The 14,327-nt window shown below is 61.3% G+C and carries 15 protein-coding genes; 5 read left to right on the top strand and 10 right to left on the bottom strand.

Going from position 1 to position 14,327, the window contains the following annotated elements:
• Positions 1-92: 92 nt before the first annotated feature.
• Positions 93-548: an Lrp/AsnC family transcriptional regulator gene (locus NCR98_RS06275; RefSeq protein ID WP_250464575.1), complete on the bottom strand. Its 456-nt coding sequence runs from the start codon at positions 546-548 to the stop codon at positions 93-95.
• A 285-nt stretch (positions 549-833) separates the two neighbouring features.
• Here NCR98_RS06275 and NCR98_RS06270 point away from each other — a divergent pair, with 285 nt between their 5' ends.
• Positions 834-1,352, top strand: a complete 519-nt coding sequence (locus NCR98_RS06270; protein WP_250525770.1) for a Spy/CpxP family protein refolding chaperone — start codon at positions 834-836, stop codon at positions 1,350-1,352.
• Positions 1,353-1,513: 161 nt separating this feature from the next.
• Positions 1,514-1,942 carry a PGDYG domain-containing protein gene (locus NCR98_RS06265; protein WP_250525769.1) on the top strand — a complete coding sequence of 143 codons (429 nt, stop codon included), beginning with the start codon at positions 1,514-1,516 and terminating at the stop codon, positions 1,940-1,942.
• Between the two features lie 381 nt (positions 1,943-2,323).
• On the opposite strand, the gene NCR98_RS06260 is transcribed toward NCR98_RS06265, so the two are convergent.
• From NCR98_RS06260 to NCR98_RS06225, 8 genes are all read right to left on the bottom strand, one after another.
• Positions 2,324-2,689 carry a DUF3022 domain-containing protein gene (locus NCR98_RS06260; RefSeq protein ID WP_250464566.1) on the bottom strand — a complete coding sequence of 122 codons (366 nt, stop codon included), beginning with the start codon at positions 2,687-2,689 and terminating at the stop codon, positions 2,324-2,326.
• A gap of 14 nt (positions 2,690-2,703) precedes the next feature.
• Complete coding sequence (locus tag NCR98_RS06255; protein WP_250525768.1) at positions 2,704-3,495, bottom strand: YhfC family intramembrane metalloprotease; 792 nt, start codon at positions 3,493-3,495, stop codon at positions 2,704-2,706.
• Positions 3,496-4,575 (bottom strand): LacI family DNA-binding transcriptional regulator, encoded by a 1,080-nt coding sequence (locus NCR98_RS06250; RefSeq protein WP_250525815.1) that lies wholly within the window; start codon positions 4,573-4,575, stop codon positions 3,496-3,498.
• Between the two features lie 118 nt (positions 4,576-4,693).
• Entirely contained in the window at positions 4,694-5,665 is a 972-nt protein-coding gene (locus NCR98_RS06245; protein ID WP_250525767.1) for a 2-hydroxyacid dehydrogenase, read from the bottom strand.
• Between the two features lie 106 nt (positions 5,666-5,771).
• Positions 5,772-7,055, bottom strand: coding sequence for an MFS transporter (locus NCR98_RS06240; RefSeq protein WP_250525766.1), 1,284 nt, complete (start codon positions 7,053-7,055; stop codon positions 5,772-5,774).
• A 38-nt stretch (positions 7,056-7,093) separates the two neighbouring features.
• Entirely contained in the window at positions 7,094-8,080 is a 987-nt protein-coding gene (locus NCR98_RS06235; RefSeq protein ID WP_250525765.1) for a sugar kinase, read from the bottom strand.
• A 14-nt stretch (positions 8,081-8,094) separates the two neighbouring features.
• Positions 8,095-8,865: a sugar phosphate isomerase/epimerase family protein gene (locus NCR98_RS06230; protein WP_250509002.1), complete on the bottom strand. Its 771-nt coding sequence runs from the start codon at positions 8,863-8,865 to the stop codon at positions 8,095-8,097.
• A 168-nt stretch (positions 8,866-9,033) separates the two neighbouring features.
• On the bottom strand, positions 9,034-9,921 hold the full coding sequence (locus tag NCR98_RS06225) for a LysR family transcriptional regulator (RefSeq protein WP_250525764.1): 888 nt from the start codon (positions 9,919-9,921) through the stop codon (positions 9,034-9,036).
• A 112-nt stretch (positions 9,922-10,033) separates the two neighbouring features.
• Between NCR98_RS06225 and NCR98_RS06220 the strand changes: the two genes are divergently transcribed.
• Positions 10,034-11,098, top strand: a complete 1,065-nt coding sequence (locus tag NCR98_RS06220) for a YeiH family protein (protein ID WP_250464556.1) — start codon at positions 10,034-10,036, stop codon at positions 11,096-11,098.
• A gap of 76 nt (positions 11,099-11,174) precedes the next feature.
• On the opposite strand, the gene NCR98_RS06215 is transcribed toward NCR98_RS06220, so the two are convergent.
• Complete coding sequence (locus NCR98_RS06215) at positions 11,175-12,413, bottom strand: cystathionine gamma-synthase family protein (RefSeq protein ID WP_250525763.1); 1,239 nt, start codon at positions 12,411-12,413, stop codon at positions 11,175-11,177.
• 240 nt (positions 12,414-12,653) lie between these two features.
• Here NCR98_RS06215 and NCR98_RS06210 point away from each other — a divergent pair, with 240 nt between their 5' ends.
• Positions 12,654-13,379: a glutathione S-transferase gene (locus NCR98_RS06210; protein ID WP_250525762.1), complete on the top strand. Its 726-nt coding sequence runs from the start codon at positions 12,654-12,656 to the stop codon at positions 13,377-13,379.
• Between the two features lie 48 nt (positions 13,380-13,427).
• Entirely contained in the window at positions 13,428-14,231 is an 804-nt protein-coding gene (locus tag NCR98_RS06205; protein WP_250525761.1) for an aldo/keto reductase, read from the top strand.
• Positions 14,232-14,327: the final 96 nt, after the last annotated feature.

The raw sequence follows: 14,327 nt of genomic DNA, 5'->3' as shown, positions 1-14,327 counted from the left end.
GGACCGACGAATATTGATCCTAGACGCAAAATGATGCGTATCGACGATAATTTTCGACGTTTTGACGATATTCCGCTGCGTTTTGTATCGCCCTAACTCGAACGGTCGATCTTGCGCGCCAGAATGATCGAGGTGGTGGTGCGTTCCACACCTTCCAGTGCGCCGATTTCATCGAGCAAGTCGTTCAGGCGATCGGGCGAGTCCGCACGCAACCAAGCGACGTAATCGAACTCGCCGCTTACCGCGCAAAGCAGTTGCATCTCCGGCATGCGCGCGAAGCGTTTCTGCACGTCGCGGCCGAACTTTGGCGCGAGCTTGATGCCGACGTAAGCCTGAATACTGGCGTCGAGCACGTCCTGGCCTAGCCGTACGCCGTAGCCCGCTATCACGTTGTTCTTTTCGAGCCGCGCCATGCGCGCGATGACTGTGGTGCGCGCCACGCCCAGCTGACGCGCGAGATCGGCAACGCTTTCACGCGCGTTCGTCTGCAATAGCGCGACGAGGTTACGGTCGATGTCGTCGAGCTGGTCGAGGCGCGGGGGTCTCATGTCGTCCTTCTCGCTGTGATGTTTGGCGTTTGTATTGCGTTATGCGTTTTGTGTACCGCATGCGGTATGCAATCGGCCGCAAGCAGGATTATCGCCGACGTCACCGCCCGATCTTGCTTGAGCTTCCTTAACAGAATTTTCCAGAGAAGTATCGGATGTAAGCAGTTGTGGCAATCGAGGCGAATTGTCAGGCGGGCGTGTTACTAATAACCGCCGACGACGTTTCTGCCTTGACTGAGATCAACCAGCAAGCGCGCTTTCTCTTACTTCGACTAAGGTTTCAGAATGAAAAAAACATTCGTAGCACTGGCCGCATCTTGCATGCTTAGCGCCGCGTTCGCACAGACTGCGGCGCCCTCCGCGGCATCTGCCTCCGCCACGACGGCGGCATCGGCGCCCGGCGCCACGAAGCGCGAAGCTCGCGTGGAAGAACGTATCGCCCAATTGCATGCAAGCCTCAAGATCACATCGCAGCAGGAAGATCAGTGGTCGAAGTTCGCCGACGTGATGCGCGACAACGCGCACACGGTGGGCGATCTATACCGCCAACGCGTTGCACAACGCGACACCATGTCCGCGCTCGATGACATGAAGCAATACGAGCAGATCACGCAGGCGAATGCAGACGGCACAAAACGTCTGGTTGAGGCTTTCGAGCCGCTTTACGCAAGCCTTTCGCCGGAGCAGAAGAAGCTTGCCGATATGAGCTTCCGTCAAGAGCATCATGATCGCGCAAAGAATGCACGCGCTCGTCATCCGTCGCGCGCGGGCGCAGCACAACCGGCATCGACGACGAAGCCTTAAGCCGCAGCGCGTAAGCGCTTGAATGCTTGGCATTCGGCAGCTTTGCCAAAACCCGCATCGGGCGTCATCATGGCGAACGAAGCGGGTTTTTCGTATTCTGGATGCAAAATCATCCGATTGCCGTTACGATCCCGCACCGCAACCGCATTGGCCGACTAATCATGCTCCATCTATCCCGCCTCGATCTCACAACAGATGCTGCCGCGCGCCGCGTCGTCAAGGACGAAGCCGTGACCGTGGAATTCGCCGCTGCGCCGGGCGAGTTGATGAGCCTGGAAGGTCCGAATCGCTATGCGCCCGGCGACGCTATCGTGACTGGCGCGACGCATGAACGCTGGGTCGTGTCGCGTGACCGGTTCGATCCCAAGTACGTGCCGGAAGGCGGCATCGCGCATGGCGAGGCTGGGACTTATCGCAACAAACCGAGCGTGGTTCTTGCGCGGGAGATGCATGAGCCTTTTTCCATCGCGCGGTCAGACGATGGCGACGTGCTCACCGGCGAGGCGGGCGATTGGGTCATGCAGTATGCGCCGGGCGACTATGGCGTCGTGAAGGCGGCGCGCTTCGCCAAGGTTTATCGCGAAGTTTGAATGCGGTATGCAGGGACGTGGCACGCAGGATGCAAGTTGCTGCGTTCGACGGGATGGCCATCGGGCGTGCAAATCACGCGGAATTCGAATGCGAAGTGCAGGAGCGTGGCATACGGAATTCAAATCGCACGTATGACGGACAGCCTCAACCAGGTTCAATAAATCCACGCAGACTTCGAATGCGAAATGCCAAGGCGTGGCATACAGAATTTAGATCGCCGCATCCGACGCGGACAGCCGCATAGCGCACGCACATCCGAGTGCAAGATGCGAAAGCGAAAAGCCAATTCGCATGTGCATCGATCACCCGTTCCGCCCCACCTCGCTCAAATCTCGAATACAAAACGCAACCTGTCGGCATACAGAATACAACCTGCCCCTTCACGCGAAATCCTCTCCCATCTCGATTTCAAGCTGCCGCGGGACCGCCTCGCCATTCGCGTATGCTTCTTCCAGCGAACCCAGCGTCGCCTCCACATAGGCACGTAACACTGCATAGCTTCGAGCATGCATCCTCACCGGCATGGCTCGATATCGTGCCAGCGCGGCAGCATCGAAACGCACGTCGATGGCAATGCGCCGCGCCGTCGAACCGAAACGCATCGCGATGTAATGAATCGTCAGCGAAGTACGGCCTTCGTCGTCGAGGCGTTCGGCGAATTGCGTCTGCTCGGGGAAGAGATCGCTGATGACATGCGCAAGCATGTCGATGTCCGCGCTCGGGCAGTCGTATTGGTAGTCGTCCATGGATACTCGATGAATCAGGATTGGCGCGTGACTGCGGCGCGATAGTAGCGCACGAGCGCTACGGTGACGATCACGCCGAGCACGAGATACACGGCATCGGCGGCGGCGAGCGGAATCAGGCGCGCTTGAAAGAGCGCGGCCGGCATGCCGACGAGCGCGTGGGCCGCAATCAGCACGCCAAGCGCATGACGCGACCGTTCGCGCAGCATCTGCCACATCAGTGCCGAAAAGCCGAGCTGGAACGCAAACGCACTCGCCCGCTCGACCACGAAGATAGCCGCCGACACAGGCGAGAGACTCATCAGCACCAAGTGAATACGCGCTACTGCATCGAGCGGCGCGCTTTCGAAATGCGCATCGAGCGTACCGTTGTTGGCCAGGATCGCATACACGATCCATTGCGCCTGTACGAGCACGCCGACGATCCACGCCTCCGCGCCGCCATGTCCGATGCCGTAACCGAGCGCCGGACCGGGACGATCGAGCGCGCCGGGCTCGCGCGAGATGAGCCACTTCATCGCCAGGAAGCGGCCCACTTCCTCGCACAGGCCCGCAGTGATGGCGCCATAGACCACGAAGACCGCGGGATTCATCAGCCACGCGGACGTGGCCGGATTGCCCAGCATGAAGCCGTGCAGCGCACGCTCGATCACCATGGCGAAAAGCGCAAACACGGCAATGCCGAGTATCGCCTCGCGCGGCACGAGCTGAAAACGCGGCCTCGCGAGCTTGTACAACACGACCGGCAATGCAGCGATGATGAGCGTGGCGAACCCCACGCACAGCAACGTCGTTAGACTGACCATTCAGGTTCCTTGTGATGCTTCGTGTCTCGCTCTCGTCGTCGATGCGCGCACGACGAGTTCTCCCGGCAACAGACATTCGCGTGGCGGCATGACCGCGCCGCCGAGCCGCTCATGAAGAAACTCCACCGCGCGTCGGCCGATATCGTAAGTCGGCTGCCGCACCGTCGTCATGCCGGCGAGTTGCGCCCATTCGGAATCGTCGATGGACATCAGCGCCACGCCCGCTTGCCAGTCCGCGCCGTATCGTTCCTTGAGATGCACCGCGACGCGCAGAGCCACCGGACCGTTCGCCGCGAACAACGCGACGCGCCGGTTCGCCGCGCGCGCACCTTCGATGCGCCGATCGATTTCTTCGAGCGTGGATGCCGCATCGGCGAGATCGATCACGAGCGTCGCGCCGTTTGCAGCACGCGCGCTCACGCTTTCGCGAAACGCGGCCTCGCGCAAACGACGCGAACTGACATGCGTGACGGGCTGCACGATGAAGAGCAATTCGTCGAAGCCTTCATCGATGAGATGTCCGGTTGCCAGTGCAACGGCCGCCGGATTGTCGAGCCCGACCATATCGGTAACGATGCCTTCCACCGAACGATCGACCAGCACGACCGGAATACCGCCTTGCGTGAAGCCTTGCAACAACGCTTCCTTCACGCCGAGCGCATTCACGATCACGCCTTCGACGCGATACGTCGTAAGCAGTTGCAGATAACGCCGCTCCATGTCGACTTCATTGGCCGCGTGGCAGATGAGCGGCATGTAGTTGAGCGCATGGCACGCGGCTTCCACGCCTTGCAGCACTTCGACGGAGTACGGATTGGTCAGGTCGGCGAGCAACATGCCGAACAGTCGATTGCGCCCGCGCTTCAGGCCGCGCGCCATCTGATTCGGTCGATAGTCCAGCCGCGCGATGGCCGCCTCGATACGCTCGCGCAAATCGGGCGACAACACGCCCGTCTCGCCGTTCAGATAACGCGAGATGCTGGTCTTGCCGGTGCCGGCTTCGCGCGCGACATCGGTGATGGTCGCGCGGCGCGCCCCGAAAACGCGCGGCCGGTTGCTTGAAGTGGGATCGTCGGACATGGTGGTCGTGATGGCTTGACGAACGCCCGACATCGGGCGAGCGGTATCGACATCGTTGTCGTTGGCCTCGGCATGCGCATGTTAGCGCATCGTGGCTGCCCGTCGATCCGATCCGCGTTCAGCGCTTGAGAACTTCGCGATTCACGATGTTCTGCGTGAGCGTGCCATCGAGCGCGCCGATGAGGTTCTCGGCGGCGTTGAGGTTCATCGCGTGACGCGTTTCATGCGTGGCCGAGCCGATGTGCGGCAACGCGACGACGTTCTTCAGCTTGAGCAAGGGCGAATCGACGGGCAGCGGTTCCTTGTCGAACACGTCGAGGCCTGCCGCGCGAATCGTGCCGTCTTTGAGAGCTTCGATGAGCGCCGCTTCATCGACGGTCGGTCCGCGTGATGCGTTGATGAGAATTGCGCTCTTCTTCATTTTCTTGAGCTGCGCCGCGCCGATGATATGACGCGTCTGAGCCGTGAGCGGCACTTGCAGAAGCACGAAGTCGGATTGCGCAAGGAGGTCGTCGAGTTCGACACGCTTCGCGCCGTAGTCCTTCTCTGCTTGCTCGTTGGAACTGCGATTCATGTAAAGCACGTTCATGCGAAAGCCCAGCGAAGCGCGTCTTGCCACCGCGCCACCAATGCGACCGAGCCCCACGATACCAAGCGTCTTGCCCTGCACATCCACGCCAAAACCTTCTTCGCCCAGGCTCGCTTTCCAGTTCCCTTCCTTGACCCATTCCGCGAGTTCGACCACGCGGCGCGCGCTGGCGAGGATCAACGCGAAGACCGTATCCGCGGTCGATTCGGTGAGCACGTTAGGCGTATGCGTGAGCACGATGCCGCGTTTGGTTAGGTCGTCGACATCGAATGCATCGAAGCCTACCGAGACCGTCGAAAGCGCCTTCAAACGCGTCGCGCCTTCGATCATCGCGGGCGTGATCTTCGCGCTCGCACCGATGGCGCCGTCGGCATCCTTGAGCGCCGCCACGAATGCATCGTGATCGGCCGGATCGACATGCACGACGTCCGCATGCTCGCGAAGGTACGCTTCGACATCGGATGGCAGAGACTTATAGGCTACGATTTTCTTTCGGCTCATGGAGTTTTCAGACCTTTGCAGGCTCATGGTAAGAGTGGATGACGGCCGCTACGTTCATGCTTTCCATTAAAGCATAGACAGCAGCAGCGCTCTGGAGCTCTGGACATCACGACCCCACGGCGACGCGCGGACTCACCACCGCTGGCGGCTTTACGGCCAGCGTCAACGCCACGGCCACGAGCAAGGCCGCGCTCATGAAGACGTACGACGCAGCCGGCGATCCAGTGGCCCCGTTCAGGTATCCGACGACATAGGAACCCACGAACGAACCGAGCGCGCCCATGCTGTTGATGAGCGCCATGGCACCGCCCGCGACGTTCTTCGGCAGCAGTTCAGGCACGATCGCGAAGAACGGCCCATAAGGCGCGTACATCGCCGCGCCCGCAATCACGAGCAAGACGTACGAAGCCCAGAAGTGGTTCGATCCAAGCAGATACGAACCCGCGAACGCCACCGCGCCGATCAGCAGGAACGGCCATACGAAGGCCTTTCGCGCCTGCAGTTTGTCGGAGGCCCAGGAAGCGAGCAGCATGGCGATGGTCGCGGCGAGATAAGGCACTGCGGATAGCCAGCCCGTCTCGACCATGCCGAGCGTGGAGCCGCTCTTGAGGATGGACGGCAGCCAGAGTACGAAGCCATACACGCCGATGCTCCAGCAGAAGTATTGCGCGCACAGCTTGATGACAGCGGGAGACTTGAATGCCTCGCCATAGTTCTTCACCGGCTTGATCGCCGCTTGCTCGGCGCGCAAGGTGGCATCGAGATCGCTCTTTTCCGCGTCCGTGAGCCACGTCACCTGCGCGGGTTTGTCCTTCACGATGAACCACCAGATCACCGCCCACACCACCGCAGGCAAACCTTCGGCGATAAACATGTGCCGCCAGCCGAACGAATTCACGAGATAGCCCGAGACGACCGACATCCACAGCACTGTCACCGGATTGCCGAGAATCAGAAAGGTATTCGCGCGTGAACGCTCCGACTTGGTGAACCAGTTCGCGATGAAGACGAGCATCGCGGGCATCACCGCCGCTTCGACGACACCGAGCACGAAGCGGATCGCCATCAGCGACGGTATGTTGCTCACCATGCCCGTCAGCGCGGCGCAACCGCCCCATAAAATCAGGCTCCAGAAGACGAGCTTCTTCACGCTGCGGCGTTCGGCGTAGATCGCGCCCGGAATCTGAAAGAAGAAGTAGCCGAGAAAGAACAACGCGCCGATCAGCGACGACAGTCCCTTGCTGATGCCCAGATCCTGATTAATGCCCGCCGCCGACGCAAAGCCATAGTTCGCGCGATCCAGATATGCAAGGCTATACGTGATGAAGACGATCGGCATGATCATCCACCAGCGGCGCACGGCGAGAGTCGGGGTTGAAGATGCTTGCATGGTTGTCTCCGAACACAGTTCGATTGAGTCTCTGAGGATCACGCGGCGTCGAGGGCAGCGCCCACATCCTGCGCTTCGAGCACGTCGAGCGCGGCGCGCGTGGGCAGGCCCTCGCTGTCGCCGATCACCTGAATCGCCAGCGCGCCGATGCGGTTGCCGCGCGCGATTGCATGCCGCACGTCGCGGCCTTCGAGCAGCGCGCTCACTACGCCGACCGCGAAGCCATCGCCCGCGCCGACGGTATCCACGACCTTCGCGACGGGCACCGCGGGCACGATGCCGGCATCGCCATCGACGGTGCGGAAATACGCGCCGTATGCGCCCAGTTTCACGACCACGCCTTTCGCGCCCTGATCGAGATAAAACTTCGCGATGTCCTCGGGTTTCTCGTAGCCCGTCAGCGTCAACCCTTCGCTCACACCCGGCAGCACCCAGTCGGCAAGCGCCGCGAGCGCGTTGAGCGATTGCGCCATCGCGTCGCGCGACGGCCAGAGTGTCGGGCGCAAATTCGGATCGAAGGAAATAGTCTTGCCTGCTGCACGCATTTCGCGGGCCATGTGGAAAGCCAGTTCACGCGAACTCGCGGAAATGGCTGGCGCCACGCCCGTCAGGTGCAGATGCCGCGCGTTGAGCACGTAATCAGCGGCGTAATCGTCAAGCGAAAGATGGCTTGCGGCCGAGCCCTTGCGGAAGTATTCGACTGCCGGATCGCTGCCGTCGTCGCACTTGCCCTTCAACTGGAAGCCAGTCGGATAGCGCTCGTCGATACTCACGCGGCGCGCATCGATACCTTCGGCCGCGAGCACATCGAGCACGTATTGACCGAAGGAATCTCGCCCGACACGGCTCATCCAGCCCACCTTGAAGCCGAGCCGCGACAACCCGATAGCCACGTTCAGATCCGCGCCCGCGACGCGTTTAGTGAACTGGCCGACCTTTGCCAGATTGCCCGTTTCGGCGGCGACGAACATGGTCATCGCCTCGCCGTACGTAACGATGTCGAGGGCGTTTCGTTGTGATTGCATGCGGTACCTTGTATTCAAAATGCCGCGATACGCGCGACCTGAACGGCGGCGTCATCGGCGTCGAGAAAGGGATATTCGATTCCGCGCGGCACGTCACGCGGCAATTGCGCGAGGAGCGCGGCGAAGTGCGCATCGTCTTGCGACGGGGCTATGGCGAAACGTCGCGCGCCCTCGCCTGTCACTGCCTTGCAATGGATATAGGCCACGTGCGGCGCGAGACGCACGGCGGCATCGAGCGGGTCTTGATCCGGCCAGCGCCAGTTGCCAGTGTCGAAGGTCATCGCAAGCCCGTTTTGCGCCTGCGCGGGCAAAGCCGCGAACAACGCCTCGAACGCGCCGATCGTGCCGCCCGCCTTCAACTGGCCGTTTTCGGCGACCACCCGCGCCGGTGACGACGCCACCGCGTTCAGCAACCGATCGAGCGTTGCCGCATCGGTCGCAACGCCGCGTTCCGTGCCGCCCAATTGCAGCTTCACGATGCGCGCGCCCAGCGCATGTGCCTCGCCGATGGCCTGGGCGAGCGCACTGTCATCGAGAGCGCCATCGTCGCGAAACAAGGTTGCGGGCGTCGAGTGGACGGCCCACAAACCGAGTGCGCGGATGCGCGCGCCGAGACGCGAGAGCGCGTCGAAACTGGCATCGGATTCGTCGGCGAAAAGTTCGCGGCGCACTTCGAAACCCTGGGCGCCAGCGCGCGCGGCGGCTTCGGCGCACACCGCGTGACCATCGGTGCGAACCGTGTCCAAGCCGAAGGCGCTGGCGACTACGACGACATCCGGGCGCATGCCGATTTTTGAAACATCAGATGAAATCACGCCTCTTTTCCATTGAAAACTGACAAAAACTAGTGGTTGGAACCGGTTCCATTACTGCTGTTTGAAAAGGACGCCGCGGCGCCCCAATGAAGACGAATAGTGCTCTTGGCGGTGCGCGTTGCGCCATAGTGGAATTCCCTAGCCGAGAATCGAGGCGTCCTGGCAAAGTTCGAGAAAGCGCGCGGCGACACGCGAAGGCGCGTCGGCATGAGGAAACAGGATTGAAAAGCGGCGCGTGAGCGGCGCCGGGCCGACGTGTACGCGTTGCAGCATGCCGTCCTCATGCCGGATCGACATTGCCGAGACGAAGCCGATACCCATGCCCGCCCGCACCGCTTCCTTGACGCCCTCGACGCCCGCGATTTCGAGCGCGACGCGCACGGCCACCTTGCCCTGGGCGAACGCGCGCTCGACGATCTGCCGCACGCCCGAGCCGCTTTCGCGCAGCACGAGCGGATAGCCGCCGATTTCATCCAACGTGGCGTTTTGTCTTTCAGTGAGCGGATGACCGCGCGGAACGATAGCCACGATCTCGTCGTCGCGCCAGGCAGTCACCGTAGTGCCCGACGGCAACTCGCCACTTGGCTGGCCTTCGATGAGCGCGATATCGAGCGAACCTAGCGCAGCGACGATTTCCGCCGTGTTCCCGTCGATGGTCGTCAGCGTCACGTCGGGATAGCGCTTGTGGAATGCGGCGATCAGATAAGGCAGCAGGTAGCTCGCGGGCGTCGTGCTCGCACCGATACGCAATGTGCCGCGCTCGAGCCCGCGCAACGCGTCCCGCAGCGCGTGTGCTTGCCGGAAGCTCTCGCGCACACGCTCCGCGTGGACGAGCAGCTGTTTGCCGGCTGCGGTCAGGCGAACGCCCCGGCCGTCGCGCAAATACAGCGATTCGCCGAATTCGTCCTGCAAAAGTCGAAGTTGGCCCGACACGGCAGGCTGCGACAAATGCAACGCAATAGCTGCGCGGCTGATGTTGCCGTGCTCGGCAACAGTAGCGAAGGTTATCAGCTGATCCGGGGTCATCTTGCAAAAATATCAGATCAACCGATACATTGCATCCTAAATCACGATTTTTCATATGCATATGAGGGATTTAGGATTAGCACATCGCAACGCAATCTCAAAAGGACGCCCCATGTCCGCCGTACCCGCCGCACCGTCAATCGCCGAAGCATCGTCCACGCGTGGGCAGCTCAACGGAATTCTTTTCGTCGCGCTGTTCGCGGCAGCCGTGACGCATCTGTCCGCGCTGCCGTTCATCGCTGGATTGGGCATCAGCCCGTTGATCGTCGGCATTGCCGCGGGGACGATCTACGGCAACGCGCTGCGCCACGGCATGCCCGAAAGCTGGGCGGCGGGCGTGAACTTCTCCGCGCGCAAATTGCTGCGCATCGCGGTGGCGTTCTTCGGGTTGCGCGTGAGTCTGCAAGAAATCGCGCACGTCGGGCTGTCGGGTTTCGCGGTATCTGTGCTGGTGGTCGTGAGTACGCTTGCCATCGGCACATGGTTCGGCATGAAGGTCATGAAGCTCGACCGCGATACCGCCTTGCTCACGGCCGCCGGCAGCGCCATCTGCGGCGCCGCGGCCGTGCTCGCGTTCGAATCGACCTTGCAATCGAAGCCCCACAAGAGCGCGATGGCCGTTGGCAGCGTGGTCCTGTTCGGCACGCTCTCCATGTTCCTCTATCCGCTCGCGATTCACGCAGGCTGGTTGCATCTCGACACGCTCGGCACGGGCCTTTTCTTCGGCGGCACGATTCACGAAGTCGCGCAGGTCGTTGGCGCGGCAAGCAACGTGAGCCCGGAAGCGGCGCATATCGCGACAATCGTGAAGATGACGCGCGTCATGTTGCTCGTGCCGGTCCTGCTCGTGGTCGGCTTCTGGATCAATCGCAAGCGTCATGATCAAAGCGCACAAAGCGGCACGGGCAAGCTCGCGGTGCCCTGGTTCGCCTTCGGCTTCCTCGCGCTCGTGGTGGTGAATTCGCTGCACGTGTTGCCCGCCAGCGCGACCAGCACGCTCAACACGCTCGATACCTTTGCGCTCACCATGGCGATGACCGCACTCGGCATGGAAACGCGCATCGCGCAGATTCGCGAAGCGGGTCCGCGTGCGATTGCAACCGGCGCGATTCTGTATGCATGGTTGATCGGCGGTGGACTTGCGATCACGTATGGTGTGGAGCGTCTTTTCGGCTGATCGTATCGATGCTGGACACAAAAAAGCCGTCGACTGAACCGACGGCTTTTTTGCATTCGAAGCCCGCTTTCGCGGCTTACGCGTGCTTCAACGCTTGTTCGAAATCGGCGATGAGATCGTCGATATCCTCGATACCCAGCGACAAGCGCAGCATGCCGTCCGAAATGCCCATTGCGCGGCGTACGTCCGGACCGGCTTCGTGGAAGATGGTCGGTGCAACGGGGATGATGAGCGTGCGTGTATCGCCGAGACCGGTCGCCTTGATCGGGATCTGCAGCGCGTTGACGAAGTCGATCATGCGTTCGGGATTGCGCAACTCGAATGACAAGAGCCACGAGCCGTTTTTGAACAGACTCTTCGCGACTTCATATTGCGGATGACTCGGCAAACCCGGATAAAGCACGCGACCCACCGCTTCGTGTTTCTCCAGGAACTGCGCCAGTGCGAGCGCGTTATCGCTGCTCTTGCCGACTCGCAACGCCAACGTCTCCGCGCCCAGCGCAATCTGATGCGCCTGCTCGGACGACAACGCCGCGCCCATGTCGCGCAGACCCTTCTTGCGAATCTGCAGAAGCCCTTGCTCCTTCGCGGGCGAGCGCCGGTAGTCATCGGCGATATTCGGGTACGTGCTCCAGTCGAAGACGCCCGTGTCCGTGACCGCACCGCCGAGCGCCGCGCCGTGTCCCGCAATCGTCTTTGTCAGCGAGTTGACGACGAGGCTCGCGCCGACATCCTTCGGCCTGAAAAGCGCCGCGGACGTGATGGTGTTATCGACGACATAAGCGAGGCCGCGTTCGCGACACAGTTCGCCGATACCCTTCAGATCCGGGATCTGCGTGCCCGGATTCGCGATGGTCTCGACGAACACCATGCGCGTGTTGGCCTTGAGCGCGTTGGCGACGTTAGCGACATCGCCTGCATCGACCACCGTCACTTCGATGCCGAGCGTGCGCAGCGTGCCGAACACGCTATTGGTATTGCCGAAGACGAACTGGCTCGACACGAGATGATCGCCCGCGCGCAGAAGCGTGAGAAACACCGCGCAGATCGCGCCCATGCCGGTGCTGAAGCAGATGGAACCCGCGCCGCCTTCGAGCTTCGTGATCTTGCGCTCGAGCGCCGCAGTGGTCGGCGTGCCCTGACGAGCATAGTTGAACCCGCCCTTCTTCGTGCCTTGAAACACGCCGATGAGATCTTCCACGCGTTCGAAGCCATACTGAACCGACGTATGGATGGGTTGACGCACGCCGCCATGCTCGACGCCCGCGTCACGATCGCCGTGTACGATGCCAGTGGTGAAGCCTTGCTTGTCCATCTTCTCTCCGCTTCGAAGTCGTTCGCTCTCTGACGGGCATCGCGAATCGGCCCTCGAGCAAAGGATTCATTTTACATCGCGGCCCGCGCCGCCACGGCCCCAAGCGGGTACGCGTGTTGCTCGCCTGAACACTCGTTCGCGTGCTCGACCCGCGGCAAGCAGCACGCGATTAACTTGCCAACCCAAGCATCCGCCGCGCATGGCGACAAAAGCACGGCACGTTTGACAAGGAGCCCACGCATGGCTTACGAACTCTATTACTGGGACGGATTGCAAGGCCGGGGCGAATATGTGCGCCTCGCGCTCGAAGACGCGGGCGCCGAATACATCGATGTCGCGCGTTCGAAGAAAGGCATGGACGCGATGATGAAGCTCCTCGGCAGCAAGACCGAGCCGCACATTCCGTTCGCGCCGCCGTTTCTGAAGGACGGCGATCTGATCGTGCCGCATGTCGCGAATATCCTGCTGTATCTCGGCCCGAAGCTGAAGCTCGCGCCGAAGGACGAAGGCCTGCGCTACGTAGCGCATGGCTTGCAGTTGACCATCGCGGATATCGTCGCGGAAGTGCATGACACGCATCATCCGCTCGCGACCGATCTCTATTACGAAGACCAGAAAGAAGCCGCGAAAACGCGCTCGAAAAATTTCCTGGACCAGCGCGTGCCCAAATTCATGGGTTATTTCGAGCGCGTGCTGAAGCAGAATCCGCACGGCGACACGCAAATGGTCGGCGACACGACGACCTACGTCGATCTCTCCGTCTTTCAGCTCGTCGATGGCCTGCACTACGCCTTCCCGCGCGCGATGAAGACCTTCGGCAAGCACTATCCGCGTGTCGCGGCGCTGCATGACGCCGTGCTGCAACGGCCCAATATCGCCGCTTATGTCGATTCGGAACGGCGCATCCCGTTCAACGAATCCGGCATTTTCAGGCACTATCCCGAACTCGATCAGGACGCGAAGTAAGACGTGTCACTGAGTTCACTGATCGCCTCAACGAAACAAGGAGCCAGCATGATCGAAACGATTCCCTCCTTCGGCCTCGGTACATTCCGTGTCGATGCCGCGAAGACCACCGAAGCCGTCAGAAGCGCATTGCAGATCGGCTTTCGTCATATCGACACCGCGCAGTTCTACAACAACGAAGCCGCCGTCGGCGCGGGCGTGCGCGAGTCAGGCATTCCGCGCGAAGACGTCTGGGTGACGACGAAAGTCTGGTGGGACCGGCTGCAGCAAGACAAGCTGATCGCGAGTCTCAAGGACAGTCACGAAAAGCTCGATATCGGCACGATCGATCTCGCGCTCGTGCATTGGCCGTCGCCCGAGGGCGCGGTGCCTATCGCCGAAACGCTTGGCGCGTTTCAGGAAGCGCAGAAGCTCGGCCTCATCCGTCATTACGGCGTGTCGAACTTCACCGCGCCGCTGCTCGAACAAGCGCTCGAGGCGCCGGGCGGCAAGGAGATCGTGACGAACCAGATCGAAGTGAGCCCGTTCCTCGCGAACCGCGCGTTGGTCGAAGCCACTCAACGGCTCGGCGTGAAAGTGACCGCGTATATGCCGCTCGGCGAAGGCCGCGCGCATAACGACATGACCATCAAGGCCATCGCGAAGAAGCACGGCGCGACGCCCGCGCAAGTGACCTTCGCATGGCTTCTGGCGCACGATATCGTGGTGCTGTCGGCATCGACGAATCCGGAGCATCAACAGATCAACTGGGATGCGCAAAAGCTCCAGCTCGACGCCGACGATATCGCGAAGATCGACAAGCTCGACGAAGGCAAGCGCAACGCGAATCCTTCGTTCGCGCCGAAGTGGTGAGCGCGTAGACCGAAGCGCTGGATGCATCACTTGAAAAGCCTGGCTGTCTTCGATAGCCGGGCTTTTTTTCGCGCGCTCGAAAGTGGACGGATGATG

It is taken from the genome of Caballeronia sp. GAWG2-1, from assembly GCF_023631405.1.
Lineage (GTDB): Bacteria > Pseudomonadota > Gammaproteobacteria > Burkholderiales > Burkholderiaceae > Caballeronia.
This window is presented reverse-complemented; position numbering and strand designations above follow the sequence as displayed.